Annotated in this window: 17 protein-coding genes; 14 read left to right on the top strand and 3 right to left on the bottom strand. The window is 68.0% G+C overall.

Annotation, left to right across the window (positions count from 1 at the left end):
* Positions 1 to 18 precede the first annotated feature (18 nt).
* From FBY39_RS14175 to FBY39_RS14165, 3 genes are read left to right on the top strand one after another with little or no spacing between them, the layout of a single operon-like run.
* Positions 19 to 960 carry an ROK family protein gene (locus FBY39_RS14175; RefSeq protein WP_141932955.1) on the top strand — a complete coding sequence of 314 codons (942 nt, stop codon included), beginning with the start codon at positions 19 to 21 and terminating at the stop codon, positions 958 to 960.
* A gap of 3 nt (positions 961 to 963) precedes the next feature.
* Complete coding sequence (locus FBY39_RS14170) at positions 964 to 1,650, top strand: 1-acyl-sn-glycerol-3-phosphate acyltransferase (protein ID WP_141932953.1); 687 nt, start codon at positions 964 to 966, stop codon at positions 1,648 to 1,650.
* A 51-nt stretch (positions 1,651 to 1,701) separates the two neighbouring features.
* A complete protein-coding gene (locus FBY39_RS14165) occupies positions 1,702 to 3,042 on the top strand; it encodes a class II 3-deoxy-7-phosphoheptulonate synthase (protein ID WP_141932952.1) in 1,341 nt (446 codons plus the stop codon).
* Positions 3,043 to 3,095: 53 nt separating this feature from the next.
* On the opposite strand, the gene pknB is transcribed toward FBY39_RS14165, so the two are convergent.
* Both pknB and FBY39_RS14155 read right to left on the bottom strand, forming a co-directional pair.
* A complete protein-coding gene (gene pknB, locus FBY39_RS14160) occupies positions 3,096 to 5,030 on the bottom strand; it encodes a Stk1 family PASTA domain-containing Ser/Thr kinase (RefSeq protein ID WP_141932951.1) in 1,935 nt (644 codons plus the stop codon).
* Positions 5,031 to 5,100: 70 nt separating this feature from the next.
* Positions 5,101 to 6,282 (bottom strand): LysM peptidoglycan-binding domain-containing protein, encoded by a 1,182-nt coding sequence (locus tag FBY39_RS14155; protein ID WP_260837999.1) that lies wholly within the window; start codon positions 6,280 to 6,282, stop codon positions 5,101 to 5,103.
* A 147-nt stretch (positions 6,283 to 6,429) separates the two neighbouring features.
* Here FBY39_RS14155 and FBY39_RS14150 point away from each other — a divergent pair, with 147 nt between their 5' ends.
* Complete coding sequence (locus FBY39_RS14150; protein ID WP_141932949.1) at positions 6,430 to 6,774, top strand: Rv2175c family DNA-binding protein; 345 nt, start codon at positions 6,430 to 6,432, stop codon at positions 6,772 to 6,774.
* A gap of 9 nt (positions 6,775 to 6,783) precedes the next feature.
* Here FBY39_RS14150 and FBY39_RS14145 read toward each other — a convergent pair whose 3' ends face one another.
* A complete protein-coding gene (locus tag FBY39_RS14145; protein ID WP_260837998.1) occupies positions 6,784 to 7,878 on the bottom strand; it encodes a polyprenyl synthetase family protein in 1,095 nt (364 codons plus the stop codon).
* Positions 7,879 to 7,944: 66 nt separating this feature from the next.
* Here FBY39_RS14145 and FBY39_RS14140 point away from each other — a divergent pair, with 66 nt between their 5' ends.
* The 10 genes from FBY39_RS14140 (at position 7,945) to FBY39_RS14095 (ending at position 18,912) form a co-directional block, all read left to right on the top strand.
* The gene (locus FBY39_RS14140) at positions 7,945 to 8,310 is read left to right on the top strand and encodes a DUF3040 domain-containing protein (protein WP_141932947.1); all 366 of its coding nucleotides are present in this window, start codon (positions 7,945 to 7,947) and stop codon (positions 8,308 to 8,310) included.
* A gap of 346 nt (positions 8,311 to 8,656) precedes the next feature.
* A complete protein-coding gene (mraZ, locus tag FBY39_RS14135) occupies positions 8,657 to 9,088 on the top strand; it encodes a division/cell wall cluster transcriptional repressor MraZ (protein WP_141932945.1) in 432 nt (143 codons plus the stop codon).
* Between the two features lie 104 nt (positions 9,089 to 9,192).
* The gene (gene rsmH / locus FBY39_RS14130; RefSeq protein ID WP_141932943.1) at positions 9,193 to 10,146 is read left to right on the top strand and encodes a 16S rRNA (cytosine(1402)-N(4))-methyltransferase RsmH; all 954 of its coding nucleotides are present in this window, start codon (positions 9,193 to 9,195) and stop codon (positions 10,144 to 10,146) included.
* Positions 10,143 to 10,736: a hypothetical protein gene (locus tag FBY39_RS14125; RefSeq protein ID WP_141932941.1), complete on the top strand. Its 594-nt coding sequence runs from the start codon at positions 10,143 to 10,145 to the stop codon at positions 10,734 to 10,736. The genes rsmH and FBY39_RS14125 overlap by 4 nt, the downstream gene beginning before the upstream one ends.
* Positions 10,737 to 10,740: 4 nt before the next feature.
* Complete coding sequence (locus FBY39_RS14120) at positions 10,741 to 12,528, top strand: penicillin-binding protein 2 (protein WP_141932939.1); 1,788 nt, start codon at positions 10,741 to 10,743, stop codon at positions 12,526 to 12,528.
* 26 nt (positions 12,529 to 12,554) lie between these two features.
* Complete coding sequence (murF, locus tag FBY39_RS14115; RefSeq protein ID WP_141932937.1) at positions 12,555 to 13,967, top strand: UDP-N-acetylmuramoyl-tripeptide--D-alanyl-D-alanine ligase; 1,413 nt, start codon at positions 12,555 to 12,557, stop codon at positions 13,965 to 13,967.
* Entirely contained in the window at positions 13,964 to 15,073 is a 1,110-nt protein-coding gene (gene mraY / locus FBY39_RS14110; RefSeq protein WP_141932935.1) for a phospho-N-acetylmuramoyl-pentapeptide-transferase, read from the top strand. Before murF ends, mraY begins: the two co-directional genes overlap by 4 nt.
* On the top strand, positions 15,055 to 16,617 hold the full coding sequence (murD, locus tag FBY39_RS14105; protein WP_260837997.1) for a UDP-N-acetylmuramoyl-L-alanine--D-glutamate ligase: 1,563 nt from the start codon (positions 15,055 to 15,057) through the stop codon (positions 16,615 to 16,617). The genes mraY and murD overlap by 19 nt, the downstream gene beginning before the upstream one ends.
* Positions 16,568 to 17,824, top strand: coding sequence for a putative lipid II flippase FtsW (ftsW, locus tag FBY39_RS14100; RefSeq protein WP_141932931.1), 1,257 nt, complete (start codon positions 16,568 to 16,570; stop codon positions 17,822 to 17,824). The genes murD and ftsW overlap by 50 nt, the downstream gene beginning before the upstream one ends.
* Entirely contained in the window at positions 17,821 to 18,912 is a 1,092-nt protein-coding gene (locus tag FBY39_RS14095) for a glycosyltransferase (RefSeq protein ID WP_141932930.1), read from the top strand. Before ftsW ends, FBY39_RS14095 begins: the two co-directional genes overlap by 4 nt.
* Positions 18,913 to 18,943 lie beyond the last annotated feature (31 nt).

The raw sequence follows: 18,943 nt of genomic DNA, 5'->3' as shown, positions 1-18,943 counted from the left end.
GGTCGGAGAGGGACAACGGTGCTCAGAGTCGGGATCGACATCGGCGGGACGAAGATCGCGGGAGGCGTCGTCGATGACGCCGGCCGTATCGTCGACAAGGTCCGCGTCGACACACCGACGGACACGTCAGAGCTCGCGAGGGCCGTCATCGACATGGCGGTGCACTTCATCGGCGCGCACGACGTGACAGCTGTGGGAGTCGCCGCGGCGGGGTTCATCGACAAAGATCGTGCGACCGTCATCCATGCGCCGAACATCGCGTGGCGCAACGAGCCGCTCAAAGCGACGCTCGAGGCTGGCATCCCTCTTCCCGTCACGATCGAGAACGACGCCAATGCGGCCGGATGGGCCGAGTTCCGCTTCGGTGCAGGGCGGGATGTCGACAACATGCTCATGCTCACGATGGGCACGGGGGTGGGTGGCGCGGTCGTCCTCGACGGCGCGCTGTACCGCGGTGGACACGGCATCGCAGCCGAGCTCGGACACGTGCGCTTCACGCGTGACGGACGCCTGTGCGGCTGCGGTCAGAACGGATGCCTCGAACAGTATGCGTCCGGTCGCGCACTCCAGCGCGAGGCCAACGAGATCGCCGACGCGGAGCCGCACGGGATCGGCGCCGAGCTCGTGAAGCTGCGAAGCGAGAAGGGGACGATCAAGGGTCCTGCCATCTCGCGTCTCGTCCTGGCTGGCGACCCCGGTGCCGTCGAAGCGCTGCGTCGCGTCGCCACGGCGCTCGGCGAAGCGTGCGGCGGATTCCAGGCCGTGCTGGACCCCGAGCTGTTCGTCATCGGCGGAGGCGTCGCTCAACTGGGCGACGATCTGCTGGCGCCCGTCCGGCTGGCGTACGAGACATCGCTCCCGGGATACGGAGAACGCCCGACGGCATCGTTCGCGATCGCGGAGCTCGGCAACGACGCCGGACTCATCGGCGTCGCGGACCTCGCCGCGACCGGGGAGTAGCCGATGTTCTACTGGCTCATGAAGTACGTCGTCATCGGGCCTGTCGTCAAGGCGATCTTCCGTCCCTGGATCGTGGGGCGCCGCAACGTCCCCCCGACCGGCGCGGCGATCCTCGCGAGCAACCACCTCTCGTTCGTCGACTCGATCTTCCTCCCGCTGATGATCGACCGGCCCGTGTCGTTCCTCGCGAAGAGCGACTACTTCACGGGCAAAGGGCTCAAGGGGTGGGCGACCCGCGTGTTCTTCAAGGCGACGGGGCAGCTTCCCATCGACCGGTCGGGTGGTAAGGCGTCCGAAGCCTCTCTCAATACGGGACTTCAGGTTCTCGGGCGCGGGGATCTCCTGGGCATCTATCCCGAAGGCACGCGAAGCCCTGACGGAAAGCTCTATCGCGGACGGACGGGCATCGCCCGGATGGCGCTGGAAGCACACGTGCCCGTCGTCCCTGTCGTCATGGTGGACACCGACACGATGATGCCGATCGGCACACGGATCCCGCGCGTCGCGCGCGTCGGTGTCGTCATCGGAGAGCCCCTGGACTTCTCGCGCTTCACCGGGATGGAGAGCGACCGGTACATTCTTCGCTCCGTCACCGACGAGATCATGGTCGCCCTTCAGCGGCTGGGGGAGCAGGAGTACGAAGACGTCTACGCGTCCACCGTGAAGGACCGGTTGAAGACGAGGTCGTGAACGCCTGTCACGACGGCCGTGAGGGGTGTCGTCCGGCGATAGACTGATCGGATGCTTCAGCACCTCGGCGCGCTCGATCACTGGCGGACTCTGCCCATCAAGCAGCAGCCTTCGTGGCCCGACGCCGACGCCGTTGCGGCGGTGTCCGCCGAGATCGCGTCGCTGCCGCCCCTCGTGTTCGCCGGCGAGGTCGACAACCTGCGCGACCGCCTCGCGCGTGCCGCCTCGGGCCGCGCCTTCCTCCTCCAGGGCGGCGACTGCGCCGAGACGTTCGCCGGCGCGACCGCCGAGCAGATCCGCAACCGCATCAAGACGGTGCTGCAGATGGCCGTCGTCCTCACCTACGGCGCGTCGATGCCCGTCGTGAAGATGGGGCGCATGGCCGGCCAGTTCGCGAAACCGCGTTCGAGCGACAACGAGACGCGCGGCGACGTCACGCTCCCCGCCTACCGCGGCGACATCGTGAACGGCTACGACTTCACCGAGGCCTCACGCCAGGCCGACCCGCAGCGGCTGCTCAAGGGCTACCACACGGCAGCGTCGACCATCAATCTCATTCGCGCCTTCACGCAGGGCGGCTTCGCCGATCTCCGCGAAGTGCACTCCTGGAACAAGGGCTTCGCGCAGAACCCCGCCAACCAGCAGTACGAACGACTTGCGAACGAGATCGATCGCGCGATCAAGTTCATGGAGGCCGCGGGCGCCGACTTCGACGAGCTGCGTCGCGTCGAGTTCTACACGGGCCACGAGGGTCTCCTCATGGACTACGAGCGCCCGATGACCCGCATCGACTCGCGGACGGGAACCCCGTACAACACCTCGGCCCACTTCCTGTGGATCGGTGAGCGCACGCGCGAGCTCGATGGCGCGCACGTCGACTACTTCTCCAAGATCCGCAACCCCATCGGGGTCAAGCTGGGCCCGACGACCTCCCCCGAGACGGTCCTGGAGCTCATCGACAAGCTCGACCCGGAGCGCGAGCCCGGCCGACTCACCTTCATCACGCGGATGGGGGCGGGAAAGATCCGCGACGCCCTTCCGCCTCTCCTGCAAGCGGTCAAAGACTCCGGCGCGACCCCGCTGTGGGTCACCGACCCCATGCACGGGAACGGCATCACGACCCCCACGGGATACAAGACTCGTCGGTTCGACGACGTCGTGGACGAAGTGCGCGGCTTCTTCGATGCTCACCGGTCCGTCGGAACGTTCCCCGGCGGCATCCACGTCGAGCTCACGGGAGACGACGTCACGGAGTGCCTGGGCGGGTCGGAGCACATCGACGAGGCGACTCTCGCGACACGCTACGAGTCGCTGTGCGACCCGCGGCTGAACCACATGCAGTCGCTCGAGCTCGCCTTCCTCGTCGCCGAGGAGCTCGAGAAGTCGAGCTGACTCAGGTCGTCGAGCCGACTCGGGTCCCGCCGTGAGCGGTGCCGGATCGGCGATCAGTCGGTGAAGCTCAGTTCGAGGCGCACCGTCGTCCCCTTGACGTGCTGGGTGTCCGCCTGAGGGTCCTGCGACGTCACCCGCGCGATCGGGAAGACGTCCCAGGCGGAGTTGTATGCGACACGGAATCCGGCGTCCTCGAGCATGCGGCGGGCATCGCCCAGCGTCTCGCCCTCGACATCGGGGATCGGGAAGAGCGGGGGACCTGAGGAGACGACGAGCGAGATCGGGTCGCCGGGGCGCCACCATCCGCCGCCCTCTCGATCGCTTGTGCGAATGACATCGCCGCGGGCGATCTCGTTGCTCGCTTCCTCCGTGACGCCCTCGGCCACCTGCAGTCCCGCATCGGTGAGGATGCGTCGTGCGCTGTCCGCCGATTCGCCGACGACCGACGGAAGACCGCCGAGCGAGACCCACAGTGTCGCGGAGTCTCCCTGCCGAACCGTGCAGCCGTCGCCGCACTCGACGGGTTCCGAACCGTCGGCCGGCTGGATCATGACGCCGACGACGGTCCCTGCTTCGCGCTCGGTGTAGAACGTCGTGTTGTCCTCGGCCACGTCGATGAAGGCGTCGCCGAGGATCGTGCGCGCGTCGGCCTCGGATCTCCCGCTGAAGGCTTCGAAGGTCACGGGCGCGGGGCCCAGGGACACGTAGACATCCACGGAGGTCTCGCGGTCGACCCGGTCGCCCGCCCCCGGGTCGGTGCGGATGACCTGCCCGGCCGCGATGTCGAGGCTGTGCTCTTCGCGCTCGACCGCGATGAGCGTGTCTTGGAGGAGTCGGGCTTGCGCCTCGGCGAACGTGCCCGTGACCGACGGCACGACGACGAGCGATCCCGGCCCCGAACCGAACCACCACCCGGCGCCACCGGCGCCCGCCGCGAGAAGGAGGACGAGCAGGACGATCCATACGCCCTTCGCGGCGCGCCGCTTCGTGGCGCGCCGCAATCGCGCGCCGTTGTCGGCGTCGGACGTGGGCACCGTCGTGATCCCGCCCGTCGCCGGGATCACCTGGGTCAGGTCGTCGGAGGAGAGGCCTTCGTCGCGGATGATCCCCGTCGTGGCTGTCCGCGCTCTCTCGGGGGCGACGCCGAGTTCGCTCTCGATCTCGCGGAGGCGATCGAGCATCTCGCGGGCATCGACGGGCCGATCGTCGGGTGAGCGCTCCGTCGCCCAGAGGACGAGCTCGTCCAGCTGCTCGGGGATCGACGGGTTCTTCGCGCTGGGCCGCGGCACAGAATCGGTCGCGTGCTGGAAGGCGATCTGCATCGGCTGCTCGCCTTTGTAGGGCTGCTCACCCGTCAGCAGCTCGTAGAGCATGATGCCGAGCGCATAGATGTCGCTGCGCGCGTCGGCGGTGCCGCGTGTGACGAGCTCGGGCGCGAGGTAGGCGATCGTCCCGAGCAGCTGTGCGCCCGTCGCGGTGTTGGCGGTCGTCGCGCGGGCGAGCCCGAAGTCGCCGATCTTGACGCGACCGTCCTCGGCGAGGAGGACGTTCTCGGGCTTCACGTCGCGATGTACGATTCCCGCGCGGTGTGCGGCGGCGAGGCCCGACAGAACGGCATCCATGATCGTGATGGCCTGCGGCACGCTCAGACGCTTCTGCTCGCGGATGAGTTCGCGCAGAGTGATACCCGGCAGGTACTCCATGACGAGGTAGGCCATGTCGCCGTCCTGGCCCTGGTCGAACACGTTCACGACATGCGGATCTGCCAGCCGTGCGGCGGCACGCGCTTCCTGGATGAACCGACTCTGGAACACAGTGTCATCGCTCAGATGGCCGTGCATCACCTTGAGCGCGATGCGGCGCTCGAGGCGGAGGTCGGTCGCGACGTAGACCGTCGCCATGCCGCCCCGCGCGATACGAGCACGCACGCGGTATCGGCCGTCGACCAGACGGCCGATCAGCGGATCCGTCTGCTGACTCGTGCTCACGCGGAAAGTCTACGGAGGATGGGGCGTGAGCCCCCGCAACGGCTCACCCTGGACAGGTGCCGTCGAAGCATCAGCCGAGGGCGGAGAGCCACGCGTAGGCAGGCTCTTCCCACTGTGCGTAACGATCCGGATACGCCGAGATCTGCACGGCCTGGGCCGCCTGCGCGTAGCTCATGGCGTCCCATCCCGGAATGTCGAGCAAGCCGCGTGTCGCGCTGCCGTTGGGGTCGCCGGGTCCGCCGTAGAACACGCGCGTCGATCGGTGGGGATCGCGGATCTGCTCCGCCGAGCCCCATCCCGTGCTGGGCCGCTGCTGGAAGAGCCCCAGCGAATCGCGGTCACCCCAATCGAGATTGCGGATCCATGACTCCTGCATCGCCGTGCCGAGGGCGATCGCGATGCCCCGGTCGGGAACACCGAGCTCTCGCCCGACCTCGATGATGATGCGGGCGTTGGCCACCTGCTCGGCATCGAGACCGGAGACCGACGGTGCTGGTGCTGGTGCCGAAGCGAGCGTCATAGCGCCCGGAAGGGCGATCGACTGTCCGGGATAGATGACGGCGTCGCGCGTCAGCCCGTTCGCGTCGAGGACCGCCTGCGTCGAGGCGCCGTGACGCTGCGCAATCGCACTGATGGTGTCGCCGGATTGCACGGTGTATGACGCCCCGGCGGGGGGAGCAGGCGCCGGGGCCGGCGGGGTGGGCGGAGTCTGGGACGCGTTCCCCGGTAGGTTCAGCGCCTGGCCCGGATAGATGATGGAAGACCAGGTGAGCCCGTTCGCGTCGAGGAGAGCCTGCGTGGAGACTCCGTGGCGCGCGGCGATGGCGGACACCGTGTCGCCGGTCTGGATGGTCGTCGACGGGGCAGGGGTCGAGGCCGCGGGCGGCGCAGGGGAGGACGCCCCCGTGAGCCTGAGGGACTGTCCCGGATAGATGACCGAGGACGACCACGAGAGTCCGTTGAGGGCCAGCACGTCAGCGGTTCGCAGGCCGAACCGTGCCGCGATGGTGCTCACCGTGTCGCCGGCCGCGACCGTGTAGGTGTCGGGAGCCGCGTTGGCGACGCGGGGCAGGGCGACCAGGCGAGGGAGCTGCCCGGTCGGGCTAGCCACATGCGCCGCGTCCCCCGACGCGGGCGTCACGGCAGAAGCGGGCGCGGCGCTCAGGAGAATCGCGAGAGAGCCCGCGAATGCCACGGGTCCGGCGAAGCCGCGTACGTCGCGTTCGGATGCGTGTGCGATGTCGGTAGTCAAGAGGCCTCCCAGTCGGCTTCGACCACGCTGTCACGGAAGTTATCGCGTGTCAACGCAAGTAAATCACTGTGATTGAAGTGATGAAAGTGGCTGATGTGACTTCGGCGAGTGTCGATTCGCTCCTCGTGAAGATGGAATAGTGGTGGCGTGACCGCAGAAACCGCGTTCCCCACGGAGTGGCTGACGCTTCCCCAGCTCGTCGAGATCCTCGGCGAGCCGTTGGGACGCGTCCGTCGCCTGCTGGACGATTCCTTCCTCATCGGCTCTCGCCGTGACGGCACTTTCAAGGTGCCCGCGGTCTTCGTCGTCGACGGCCATCCGCTGTCTTCGTTGCGCGGGACGGTCATCGTCCTTCACGACGCGGGCTTCACGGACGACGAAGCGATCGATTGGCTTCTCGCGCACGAGGAATCGATCGGCGCGGCTCCCATCGAGTCGCTGCTCGCTGGTCGCAAGAGCGAAGTGCGACGCATCGCTCAGACGCTCGCTTGACCGGCCGGGTCAGGTGGTACGCACCGTCGCATCGCGCGCCAGATCGCGAAGCGCCCCGACGGCGGCGTTGTCGAGACGAGCACCATTGAGGGCGCGTTCCGCTTCGCGCGCGTAGTCGGTGATGAGCTTCTCGACGCGTTCGAGAGCTCCCGTTTCGATGATCGTCCGCTGGAGAGCGCCGATCTGACCGGCATCCAGGGACGGGTCGCCGATCAACTCGTCCACGACGCGCCGCGCCGACGGCGCCAGTGCCTCCCGCGTGTAGGCGACGAGCACCGTGCGCTTGCCCTCGCGCAGATCGTCGCCTGAGGGCTTGCCCGTCTCGCTTTCGTCTCCGAAGACCCCGAGCACATCGTCGCGCAGCTGGAACGCCATGCCGAGAGGGTGGCCGAATCTGCTCAACGCGCTGTGCTGAGCCTCGTCGGCGCCCGCGAGGGCGGCGCCGACGGCGAGCGGCTGCTGCACGGAATACCGCGCGGACTTGAGGGATGCCACTCGCAGTGCGCGCTCCGCGTGCCGCGCATCGGGCTCGGTGCGAAACGCCGACTCCTCCGCGATGTCGAGGAACTGTCCGATCGTGACATCGCGTCGCATGCGCGAGTACTCGGCGCGAGCGGTCGCCGCGCGATCCGCTCCGACCGAGACGAGACCTTCCTCGAACAAGTCGTCGCTCCACGCGACGAGCAGGTCTCCCAGCAGAATCGCGCCCGAGCGACCGAACGACTCACCGTCCCCCACCCAGCCGGCGCTGCGGTGTTCCGACTCGAGCGCGCGATGCGCGGAGGGGCGTCCTCGGCGCGTGTCGGAGTTGTCGATGACGTCGTCGTGGATGAGCGCGGCCGCATGGAAGACCTCGAGTGCGGATGCCGCGGTGATGACGGCGCTGGGCACCTCGGCATGCCGCGTGCGGGCATCCTCCACAGCCCTCCACCCGGCGATGCAGAAGCGACCGCGCAGCCGCTTGCCACCCTGGAGCGCCGCCGCGCCGGCTTCGACGAAGAGGGCCGCTTCGGCACCCATGTCGGCCGCGTCACGTCGCTGCTCCGTCAAAAAGGTGTCGAGTCGCTGGGAAATCGCCGCGATCGGATCAGACGAGAATGACACGGGCCTAGCCTAGTGATCGACGCGCCGCGTAGAATCGACGGACACCAGCAGTAATGAGGGGGATGCATGCCACTCTCCGAACAGGAGCAGCGCCTGCTCGACGAGATGGAACGCCATCTCATGCGCAACGACGCAGACGTCGTCAGCGCGCCACGCGACGGGCGCACACTGAGCTATCGCAACATCGTCTACGGCACGATCCTCGTTCTCGTGGGTCTGGGCGGTCTCATCGTGGGCGTTGCCGTACCCCTCATCGTCGCCGGGATCATCGGGTTCCTGTTGATGCTGGGCGGCGTGATCCTCGCGGTGACTCCGACGCGCGGACTGGGCGCTCCTCCCGTGGAGCGCGTCGACACCCCGCCGAAGTCCACGAGCGGCTCCTTCATGGATCGCATGAACGAGCGCTGGGACAAGCGTCAGGGCGAACGCTGACATTCTTCTGCTGATCCGGTCGCACCGGATCCCGTGAAAAGCACCGACCTTCGGGTCGGTGCTTTTTTCGTGCCCGCCGCGCTCCCGCCGCGCTCCCGCCCCGGCCCGTCCCGCCACGTCCGGGCCCGCCCTTCGCCCGGCGAGACTGCATCCTCCGGCCGAGGGTGCGGTCGCGGAGCGCGGTCTCGGCTGGAGGGTGCAGTCTCGCGGCCCCGGCGCTCACCGAAAGCGGGCGAATGGGGAGCGGGGGAGGATTCGTCGCGGAATCGATAGCAAAGTGGAGGGAAGTGGAGTAAAGTGGTGACAACTCCAGCGGGGGCCGGACAAAGGGGGGAGTGGTGGATCGATGCTTCTTGGCACGCACACTCCCAAACTCGACGACAAGGGCCGGGTCATCCTTCCCGCGAAGTTCCGCGACGACCTCGGTGGTGGCGTCGTGGTGACCCGTGGTCAGGATCGCTGTCTCTACGTGTTCAGCACGGAGGAGTTCGAGCGCGTGCACGAGCGCATTCGCGAAGCCCCGCTCGCCAACAAGCCTGCTCGTGACTTCCTGCGCATGTTCCTCTCCGGTGCGAGCGCCGAGAAGCCCGACGGTCAGAACCGCATCACGATCCCGCAGCCCCTGCGCACGTATGCCGGCCTCGACAGGGAACTCGTCGTGACGGGCGTCGGCGCGCACGCCGAGATCTGGGATGCCGCGGCGTGGAACGCCTACGCAGAAGCGAACGAAGAGAGCTACGCCGAACTGGAGCAGGAGGTGATTCCGGGCCTGTTCTAGTGCCCTCGATCCTGACTCCCAGCCGCTCACGCCCTGGCACACTTCCCCGGTGCCAGGTCAGAGCGGATGGGGATCAGGACCGAGGGACCCAGGGCCCCGAAACCATGAGCCTCCGCGATCTCCACACCCCGGTCCTGCTCGAGCGGTGCATCGAGCTCCTCGGCCCCGCGCTCGATAGCGATGGTGCCGTTCTCGTCGATGCGACCCTCGGGATGGGCGGGCACTCCGAGGCATTCCTCGAGCGCTTCCCCCGACTGCATCTCGTCGGCCTCGATCGCGACACGGATGCTCTCCGCATCGCCGGCGAGCGGCTTGCGCGCTTCGGCGACCGCGTCACCCTCGTGCACACGGTCTACGACGGCATCGTCGAGGCCCTGGCATCCGCCGGGTACGACTCCGCCGACGGGATCCTGTTCGACCTCGGCGTGTCGTCGTTGCAGCTCGACGTGGCCGACCGCGGATTCGCCTACTCGAAGGACGCGCCGCTCGACATGCGGATGGACCAGACGAGTGGCACGACAGCCGCTGACATCCTGGCGACATACGGCGAGGGCGACCTGCGCCGCATCTTCGAGCGCTACGGCGAGGAGAAGCTGGCGGGGCGATACGCCCGCGCCATCATCGCGGCGCGCGCGGACGCACCGATCGATCGGTCAGGTCGACTCGTCGAGATCCTCACAGCGGCGACGCCGTATGCGGCGCAGCGCACGGGGCACCCGGCCAAGCGTGTCTTCCAGGCGCTCCGCATCGAGGTCAATCGAGAACTCGCCGCCGTCGAAGCGGCGATCCCTGCCGCGCTCGGGGTGCTCCCCGTGGGAGGACGCATCGTGGTGCTCGCCTATCAGTCGCTCGAGGACCGCATCGTCAAGCGTGAGCTGGCGAACGCGACACGCTCGACGGGCCTTCCCGGCCTGCCCGTGGAGCTCCCCGAGCATGCCCCGAAGTTCCGGTTGCTCGTGAAGGGCGCGGAGCTCGCCTCCGACGACGAGCGCGCGGCCAATCCTCGCGCGACTCCCGTGCGGCTGCGGGCCGCTGAGCGAGTGAGGGAGGCAGCATGAGCGCCGGTGCCGCGCAGCACGCGATCCCCACGATCGCGCCCGTCCGCCCGACGACGACGCGCAGTCCGCTCCGTGTCATCGACGCGCCGGCCCCGAAGCGTCGCCCGAAGCTCGTGTACGGCATCGTCGCGGTCGCCGGAGCCTTCCTCATCGGCGCCGCCCAGATGGGGATGTCGATCCTGACGACGCAGACGTCCTACGAGATCTCCTCGCTCGCGAAGGAGCAGCGCCAGCTTTCGTGGGACCGTCAGATCCTCTCCGACGAGCTCGCAGGCCTCAGCTCGCCGCAGTATCTCGCCGCGAACGCGGCGGCGCTCGGCATGGTCATCGCGGAGTCGCCGAGCTATCTGCGGCTGAGCGACGGCGCCCTCCTCGGCACGAGTGAGGCCGCACCATGGGTCTCGACGATCGACGCGTACAACCGCGGGGCCGTCGGCAACTCCCTCGTCGCCGGAACTCCGCTCGTCACCTCTCCGGACGCGACGATCAGCTCCCCGCCGGCCGAGGAGATCCCGATCGACATGACGGGTGGAGTGTCGAACACACCGCCTCCGATCACGGATGGCCTGCCCATCCCGAGTACACACTGATTCCATGACGACGAAGAGCACACGCAGCCAGCGTCGCCGGACGGTCGTGGCCCTCGCGATCGTCCTCGCCGTCCTCGGCGGATTCCTCGTCCGTCTCGTGGACATCCAGGTCGTCAATGCCGACGAGCACGTGAGCGATTCGATCGAGAAGGCCTTCGGCGCAAAGCAGACGCTGTACGGCTCGCGCGGCACGATCGTGGATGAGACAGGTCAGACACTGGCCGGGAGCGTCCTGCGGTACGACTGCCAGCTCGATCCGCTCCTCATCACGCAGCTCGACGGACAGATCGGTGCCGGCGAGTCCGACGCCGAGCCGTGGTCCTCCGTCTCGGCGGACATCTCGGAGATCACGGGCCAGCCCCTCGAAGATGTGCAGCGGATCGTCGGCGACAAACTCGCCGAGGACCCGGCCTCGCGCTACGCCGAACTCGTCAAGGGCGTGTCGACCGAGCAGTACCGGGCTCTCGCCGACCTCGGCGCTCCCTACCTCGCGTGCGTCGCGCACCCCGCACGCACCTACCCCGACGGGGCTGTCGGGGGGAACCTCGTCGGCTTCATCGGGTCGGATGGCGAGCCGCTCGAGGGGATCGAGCTCGGAAGCGATTCCTGCCTCGCGTCCACGGACGGAGTGCGCACGTACCAGCAGGGCAAGGACGGCGTGACGATCCCGGGCACGGAGCGCGAAACGCCCGCCGTCGACGGCGGCACCCTCACGCTCACGATCAACCGCGACCTCAATTGGTACCTGCAGCAGCTCATCGCCGAGCAGGCGCAGAACATGGAGGCCAAGAGCGGGTCGATCCTCGTCGTCGAATCCGCGACCGGCAAGATCCGCGCCGCCGCGGAGTATCCCACCGTGGACCCCAACGACCCCTCGGCGGCTGCCGAGGCGGATCGATCGAGCCGCATCTTCCGCGGCACGTTCGAGCCGGGGTCGACATTCAAGGCGCTCACGGCGGCGACCGTCATGGATGCCGGGGGTCAGTCGCCCACCTCGACCGTCGTGGCATCCGGTTTCGAGACCTTCGCGAACGGCGCCCGCGTGCGCGACGCCTTCGGGCACGCGGCGTACACGTACACGCTCGCCGGTGTCCTCATGGATTCGTCGAATGCCGGTATCGCCAAGTTCAGCGAGAAGGTCTCGAACGAGACGCGCTACGACTACTTCAAGAAGTTCGGGATCGGAGACGGCAGCGCGGTCGGCTTCTACGGCGAGGCGAAGGGCGTCGTCCACCCGGTGTCGGACTGGGACAACCAGACCGTCTACAACACCTCCTACGGGCAGGGACTCACCACGACCATGCCCGAACTCGCAGGTGCGTACGCGGCGATCGCCAACGGCGGGGTGCGGATGCCGCTGTCGCTCGTCGAATCGTGCACGACAGCCGACGGAACCGTCGTGACACCGGAGCTCCCGGATCCCACGCGCGTCGTCAGCGAGCAGACGGCCGCCGCAACCCGCGACATCCTCGAGAACGTCTTCGTCCAGAGCTCCATGTCCGATTCGATTCTCGTCTCGGGGTATCGCACCGGAGGGAAGACGGGAACGGGCGAGAAGTTCGACCCCGAGACCGGAAGCTACAAGAGCGGTGCGTACTACACGACGATGATCGGCATGGCCCCCATCGAGGACCCCCAATACGTCATCGTCGTCACGCTCGACGAGCCTTCGAAGGTAAAGTCGTCTGCGGCCAACGCGACGGCGTTCCAGAAGGCGGTCACGCAGGTGCTCAAGACCTACCGCGTCATGCCTTCGACCGGAACACCGACGCTGCTCCCGAAGTTCGGCTGAGCCCTAGACCTCCGGCCGGAGAATCGATGATCGCCTTCACCCTCGCCCGTCTCGCAGCTGCCGTCGACGGAGAACTGCGCCTCGCCGGTGAGGACACCGCCGACACCATCGTTCAGGGAACCGTCGACACCGACTCTCGACTGATCGAGGCGGGTGGCATCTTCGTCGCGAAGCCGGGTGAATCCACGGACGGACACCGATTCGTCGATGCCGCCGTCGAGCGCGGCGCAGTGGTCGCGATCGTCGAACGACCCGTTGCGGCCGCCATCACGCAGATCGTCGTCGCCGATGCCGTCGCCGCCCTGGCAGACCTCGCGCGCGTCGTCGTGGCCGATGTGCGCGCGGCGGACGATCTGCGGATCGTGGGAATCACGGGATCCAACGGCAAGACGACGACGAAGAACCTGCTCGCGCGGATTCTCGAAGCCGAGGGCGAGACCGTCGCGCCGCGCGCATCCTTCAACAACGAGGTGGGCGCTCCGCTCACGATGCTGCGGGTCACACCGACGACCCGCTATCTCGTGAGCGAGTTCGGCGCGAGCGCGCCGGGTGAGATCGCCCGCCTCGCGGGCCTCGTTCAGCCCGACATCGGTGTCGTCCTGATGGTCGGTATGGCGCACGCCGCGGGCTTCGGCGGGATCGAGTCCACCTTCGCGGCGAAGTCGGAGCTCGTCCGCGCGCTGCGCCCGGGTGGTGTCGCGGTGCTGAACGCCGACGATCCGCGCGTCGCAGCCATGGCGCACATCGCGGCCGAGAACGGCATCTCGGTGCGCTGGTTCGGCCGTGGTCCGGGCGCCGACGTGCGAGCTGACGCCGTCGAGGTGTCCGCATCCGGCACGACGGCCACCATCGTCGCGGGGGAAGAGTCCCTTCCCCTCCACTTGCGGGTGCTCGGCGAACATCACATCATGAACGCGCTCGCGGCGATCACGGCGGCACTCGCGCTCGGCGTGACGCTCGCCGCGTGCATCGAACGGCTCGCGACCGTCGAGATCGCGGAGCGCTGGCGTATGCAGCCTCTCGGCTCGGAGCGCGTGCGCATCATCAACGACGCGTACAACGCGAGCCCGGACTCCATGTCCGCAGCGCTCCGCACTCTCGCCCAGATCACGGGTCCGGGTCAGCGTATGGTCGCCGTCCTCGGCGCGATGAGCGAACTGGGCGAGTACGCGGGGGAAGAGCACGACCGCATCGGCGAGTTGGCCGTGCGTCTGAGGATCCCTCGCATCGTCGTGGTCGGCAACGACGCGCGCCGCATGTACATCTCGGCGATCGGCCAGGGCTCGTGGAGCGACGAAGCGGTGTTCTTCGAGACCGCCGACGAAGCATACGAGTACCTCATGAGCGAGCTGCGTGACGGTGACCGGGTGCTCGTGAAGTCCTCGAACTCGGCCGGTCTGAGGTTCCTGGGGGATCGTCTGGGAGAATCGTTCTCGTGAGATCTCTTCTGACTGCTGCGGCGATCTCGCTGGCTTTCACTCTCTTCCTCACCCCCGTCTTCTTGCGCCTGTTCCGCAAGTGGGGCTGGGGTCAGGTCATCCGCACCCCTGACAACGTGCACAATCCGAGCCACGGAGAGAAGCGCGGCACTCCCACGATGGGGGGCACGATCTTCATCGTGGGTGCCCTCGTCGGCTACCTCGTCGGGACATACACCGGGAACAATCCGCCGACGATCTCCGGGTGGCTCGTCGTCTGGATGATGGTGGGATTCGGCGTCGTCGGCTTCATCGACGACTTCATGAAGGTCCGCAGCCAGCGGAGTCTCGGTCTCACCGGGTGGCGCAAGATCCTCGGCCAGGTCCTCGTGACGGTGCCCTTCGGCATCGTCGCGCTGATGTTCCCCAACGCCGCGGGGCAGACGCCCGCGTCGCCGTACATCTCGATCTTCCGTGACGTCCCGTGGCTCGGCTTCATGACGCTCGGCCTCATCGTCGGCTGGGCCGTCTATCTCATCTGGGTCACCTTCATCGGCGTCGCCTTCTCGAACAGCGTCAATCTGACCGACGGCCTCGACGGTCTCGCTGCGGGCGCAGGCATCTTCGTCGTCGGCGCGTACAGCCTCATCGCGTTCTGGCAGTTCAATCAGGCCTGCTCGGGCGGAGCGCTCTCACCCGATCTCGGGGCCGCCTGCTACGAAGTGCGCGACCCCTTCGACCTCGCCATCATCTCGGCGGCGTTCGTCGGCGCGCTCGTCGGCTTCCTCTGGTGGAATGCGCCCAAGGCGGAGGTCTTCATGGGCGATGTGGGCTCCATGGCGATCGGCGGCGTCGTCGCCGCCCTCGCGATCCTCACGCGCACAGAGCTCCTCGCGGTCCTCGTCGCGGGCGTCTTCATCATCGGTCCGGGGTCGGTGATCCTGCAGCGCCTGTACTTCAAAGCGACGCGCGGGAAGCGCTTGTTCCTCATGAGCCCGTTCCACCATCACCTCGAGATGCGCGGATGGTCCGAGATCTCGATCGTCGTGCGGATGTGGATCATCGCGGGGATGCTCGCCGTTTCCGGCATCGGCTTCTTCTACGTCGAGTGGCTGGCGAGGACGTGAGCGAGAGGCTCGACGGACTGACGAGCTGGCACGCGGACTGGAGGGGACTGCGCGTCGCAGTGCTCGGGCTTTCGGTGACGGGATTCTCGGTCGCCGACACTCTCGCCGAACTCGGGTCGGATGTTCATGTCTTCACCGAGAGTGCGGACGAGGAGTACGCCCGCCTCCTTCCGGTCATTGGTGCCGGCTTGTGGACCGGCTCGCTCTCGACAGTTCCGGAGTCCCTGTCGGCGTTCGCTCCCGAGGTGGTCGTGGCATCGCCGGGCTTCGCTCCGTCGCATCCCGTCATCGAGTGGGCGCGCGCGAGCGGCATCGCTCTCTGGGGCGACATCGAACTCGCGTGGCGCGTGCGCGACAAGGTCCCGGCGGCGAACGGCGCGCCCGCGGAGTGGATTCTCGTGACGGGGACGAACGGCAAGACGACGACGACCCGCCTGGCCGCGACCATGCTGGTGGCGGGTGGACTGCGCGCAGCTCCCGTGGGGAACATCGGAACGCCGGTCCTGGACGCCGTGCGCGATCCGTCGGGTTTCGACGCCCTCGTGGTCGAGCTCTCGAGCCACCAGCTGTGGTACCTCGGACTTCAGGCCGGGACGTCGAAGGTCTCTCCTCACGCCTCGGTGTGTCTGAACCTCGCCGACGACCACCTCGAGTGGCACGGGTCGGCCGAGGCCTATCGCGACGCCAAGGCGCACGTCTACGACAGCACGCGCGTCGCCTGCGTCTACAACAAGTCCGACGAGGCGACACGTCGCATGGTCGAGGACGCGGACGTCATCGATGGAGCCCGCGCGATCGGATTCGATCTGGGCGTCCCCGGCCCGAGCGACCTCGGGCTCGTCGACGGCATCCTCGTGGACAGGGCGTTCCTCGAGGATCGCCGCACGAGCGCGCTCGAGATCACGACGCTCGCGGAACTCGCCGAGCAGGGCCTGGGAGCACCGCACGTCGTCGCGAACATCCTCGCGGCGTCCGCTCTCGCACGCTCGCTCGATGTGCCGCCGACGGCGATCCGGGAGGCGCTTCGCGGTTTCCGCCTCGACCCGCATCGCATCGAGGTCGTCGCGGTCGAGGGTGGCATCACGTGGGTCGACGACTCGAAGGCGACCAACCCCCACGCCGCGTCATCGTCTCTCACGGCGTTCCCCGGCGCGATCTGGATCGTCGGCGGCCAGTTGAAGGGTGTCGACGTCTCCGACCTCGTCTCCGGGCGTGGCGCCGCGTCCAAGGCGGCGATCGTGATCGGCGTCGAGCGGTCCGCGGTCGTCGAGGCGTTCGCGCGACACGCGCCCGGGGTGCCCGTGTTCGAGGTCGAGGACACGGAGACTGAAGACGTCATGGCGCGGGTCGTCGAGCTGGCGATCGGAATTGCCCGTGACGGGGACGTGGTTCTACTCGCCCCCGCCGCGGCATCGTTCGATCAGTTCGCGTCCTACGCCGATCGCGGTCGTCGATTCTCCGACGCCGTGCGCGAGCGGCTCGGGAGGGGGATCGATGACGGGAACGACGTCGGCTCCGACGGGCCCCAGGTCGACCTCGGCTGATCCCTCGCGCCCTCGCGGTCTCGCGGCGCGCGTCTCTCTCGGCAGGATCTTCGCCCCTGTCCCGAGCGAGTTCCTCCTCATCTCCTCGACGGCGCTGCTCCTGACGATCTTCGGTCTCGTCATGGTCCTCTCGGCGACGTCCGCAACCGCGACCGCGGCGGGGGAGTCCCCGTTCGAAGGCCTCATCAAACAGGGCGTCTTCGCCATGATCGGCGTGCCGCTCATGTTCATCGCGAGTCGATTCCCCATTTCGTTCTGGAAGCGCATCGCGTGGCCCGCGCTCATCATGGCGACGATCTTCCAGCTTCTCGTCTTCGTCCCCGGCATCGGCGTCGAGGCGCACGGAAACCGAAACTGGGCCATGATCGCCGGCTTCCAGTTCCAGCCGGCTGAGTTTCTGAAGCTCACCCTCGCGCTGTGGCTGGGGTTCGTCCTGTATCGAAAGCGCACGCTGCTCGCCTCCTGGAAGCACGTCGCGATTCCGGTCGTGCCCGTCTCGATGATCGTCATCGGCACGGTGCTGGCGGGCCAGGACCTGGGAACCGCGATGGTCCTCGCGCTCATCGTGCTCGGGGGACTCTTCTTCTCCGGCGTCAAGTTGCGTATCTTCCTCGTGCCCGCGATCCTCGCCCTCATCGGCGTCGCTGTGTACGCCATCACGAGCCCCAACCGCATGGCCCGCATCATGAGCCTGTTCAATGCGAACTGCCTCGATGACTACCTCACGACGTGCTACCAGCCCCTCCACGGGGTGTGGGCACTGGCAGGCGGCGGCATTTTCGGGCTGGGCCTCGGCAACTCCCGCGAGAAGTACGACTGGCTCCCGGCGGCCGCCAACGACTACATCTTCGCGATCGTCGGCGAAGAGCTCGGACTCATCGGCTGCATCGTCGTCCTCGCGCTGTTCGCCCTATTCGCCGTCGGGGCCTTCCACGTGATCCGCAAGACAGATGACCCGTTCGTGAGGATCGTCTCCGGCGGGATCACGATTTGGATCGTGGGCCAGGCGCTCATCAACGTCGGCGTCGTGCTGCGGGTCTTCCCCGTCCTGGGTGTGCCGCTGCCGTTCATGTCGCAGGGCGGTACGTCGCTCCTCTCCGTCCTCGTCGCGTGCGGTGTGCTCCTGTCCTTCGCTCGCTCGCTGCCGACCCGTTCGGTCATCGCGCCGCCAGTCCGCTCGGGCGCGCGTGCGAAGATCTCTCGGTGAGTTCTTCCCGCCCGTCCCGCACGTATCTCCTCGCCGGCGGCGGTACCGCCGGCCATGTCAATCCACTCCTCGCCGTCGCCGATGCGCTGCGTTCCCGCGACCCCGACGCCGTCATCCTCGTGCTCGGCACCCGGGAGGGCCTCGAGGCGCGACTCGTTCCGCAGCGCGGGTATGAGCTCCTCTTCGTGGAGAAGGTGCCGTTCCCTCGACGCGCCAACGCCGATGCCGCCCGTTTTCCCGCCCGTTTCCGTCGTGCCGTCGCCGACGTGCGGGCGATGCTCCACGACCGGAGCGTCGATGTCGTCGTCGGGTTCGGCGGGTACGCCTCGGCGCCCGCCTACCTCGCCGCACGCCGCGAGAGGGTGCCGTTCGTCGTGCACGAGGCCAATGCCAAGCCCGGTCTCGCGAACATCCTCGGTGCCCGGTCCGCCGCGGCTGTCGGCGTCGCGTTCGAGGGAACCCCCCTTCGCAACGCACAACTCGTGGGGATGCCGCTCCGCCGTGAGATCGTCGATCTCGATCGAGCCGCGACTCGCGCCGAGGCAGCTGACCACTTCGGGCTCGACGCCGAGCGACCGACGCTCCTGGTCTTCGGGGGATCGCTCGGCGCGCAGCGCCTCAACGAGGCACTCGCCGGCGCGTGGCAGGACGTGCTCGACGCAGGCTGGCAACTGCTCCACGTGACGGGTGAGCGCTCCGACCTTCCCGATCCCGAGGTCCCGGGGTACGCCCTCCGGCGCTACGTCGATCGCATGGATCTCGCGTTCGCTCTCTCCGATCTTGTCGTCGCGAGATCGGGCGCCGCAACCGTCAGCGAGATCAGCGCACTGGGGATCCCCGCCGTCTATGTGCCCTACGCCGTCGGAAACGGCGAGCAAGCCCTGAACGCAGCGTCCGCCGTCGCCGCGGGAGCAGCACTCCTGATCCCGGACGCCGACTTCACGGCCGACCGAGTGCGGAGCGAGGTGATTCCCCTTCTTCGCGATGGGAGGGCGCGGGCGACCATGACGGATGCGGCCACCCGCACCGGCACCCGAGAGGGCGCTGAGAACGTGCTGGCACTCATCGACAGCGTGGAACGCCCGTGAGAGCCTGACGGGCACGAGACGAAGTGGTCGG

This window comes from Microbacterium sp. SLBN-146 (genome assembly GCF_006715145.1).
Classification (GTDB): domain Bacteria; phylum Actinomycetota; class Actinomycetes; order Actinomycetales; family Microbacteriaceae; genus Microbacterium.
The sequence above is the reverse complement of the archived record's forward strand: the minus strand, read 5'-3'. Positions and strand labels throughout refer to the sequence as shown.

What these genes read in the sequence shown, in the direction of transcription:
- FBY39_RS14170 (WP_141932953.1), top strand. Translation starts at nt 964, where the DNA reads ATGTTCTACTGGCTCATGAAGTACGTCGTCATCGGGCCTGTCGTCAAG.
- FBY39_RS14165 (WP_141932952.1), top strand. Translation starts at nt 1,702, where the DNA reads ATGCTTCAGCACCTCGGCGCGCTCGATCACTGGCGGACTCTGCCCATC.
- FBY39_RS14140 (WP_141932947.1), top strand. Translation starts at nt 7,945, where the DNA reads ATGCCACTCTCCGAACAGGAGCAGCGCCTGCTCGACGAGATGGAACGC.
- mraZ (WP_141932945.1), top strand. Translation starts at nt 8,657, where the DNA reads ATGCTTCTTGGCACGCACACTCCCAAACTCGACGACAAGGGCCGGGTC.
- rsmH (WP_141932943.1), top strand. Translation starts at nt 9,193, where the DNA reads ATGAGCCTCCGCGATCTCCACACCCCGGTCCTGCTCGAGCGGTGCATC.
- FBY39_RS14125 (WP_141932941.1), top strand. Translation starts at nt 10,143, where the DNA reads ATGAGCGCCGGTGCCGCGCAGCACGCGATCCCCACGATCGCGCCCGTC.
- FBY39_RS14120 (WP_141932939.1), top strand. Translation starts at nt 10,741, where the DNA reads ATGACGACGAAGAGCACACGCAGCCAGCGTCGCCGGACGGTCGTGGCC.
- murF (WP_141932937.1), top strand. Translation starts at nt 12,555, where the DNA reads ATGATCGCCTTCACCCTCGCCCGTCTCGCAGCTGCCGTCGACGGAGAA.
- ftsW (WP_141932931.1), top strand. Translation starts at nt 16,568, where the DNA reads ATGACGGGAACGACGTCGGCTCCGACGGGCCCCAGGTCGACCTCGGCT.